Genomic DNA, 400 nt, shown 5'->3' with positions numbered 1-400 from the left:
GAAAGAATTCGCTCAGAAGGTTTTCAAGACGACTGATCCTAATCATCCTGGCGTCGCTAAAGTCTATGCAATGGGTAAATATTTAGTCGGCGGTGAGATTGAGCTTTTGAACGAGTTACCTAATCCTTTTGCCAAATACACTCTCAGACCAGTTGAGACGAGAGTTTTATTCAAGGAGAGGGGATGGAAGACGATAGTTGCCTTCCAGACGAGAAATGTTCCTCACATGGGACATGAATACGTTCAAAAAGCTGCATTGACTTTCGTTGATGGTCTCTTCATAAATCCAGTGTTAGGAAAGAAGAAGAAGGGGGATTACAAGGATGAAGTAATCATCAAGGCTTATGAAGTTCTATTCAAGCACTGCTATCCAAAGGATGCAGCTACACTCGCAACTGTC

1 pseudogene is annotated in these 400 nt (G+C 42.5%); it reads left to right on the top strand.

Going from position 1 to position 400, the window contains the following annotated elements:
- A pseudogene (locus E3E37_RS11380) lies at window positions 1-400 on the top strand (sulfate adenylyltransferase); the annotation flags it as partial.

The organism is Thermococcus sp. ES12 (assembly GCF_012027515.1).
Classification (GTDB): Archaea; Methanobacteriota_B; Thermococci; order Thermococcales; family Thermococcaceae; genus Thermococcus; species Thermococcus barossii.
Note: the sequence above shows the minus strand (reverse complement) of the source record. Positions and strands in the feature narration are given on the sequence as shown.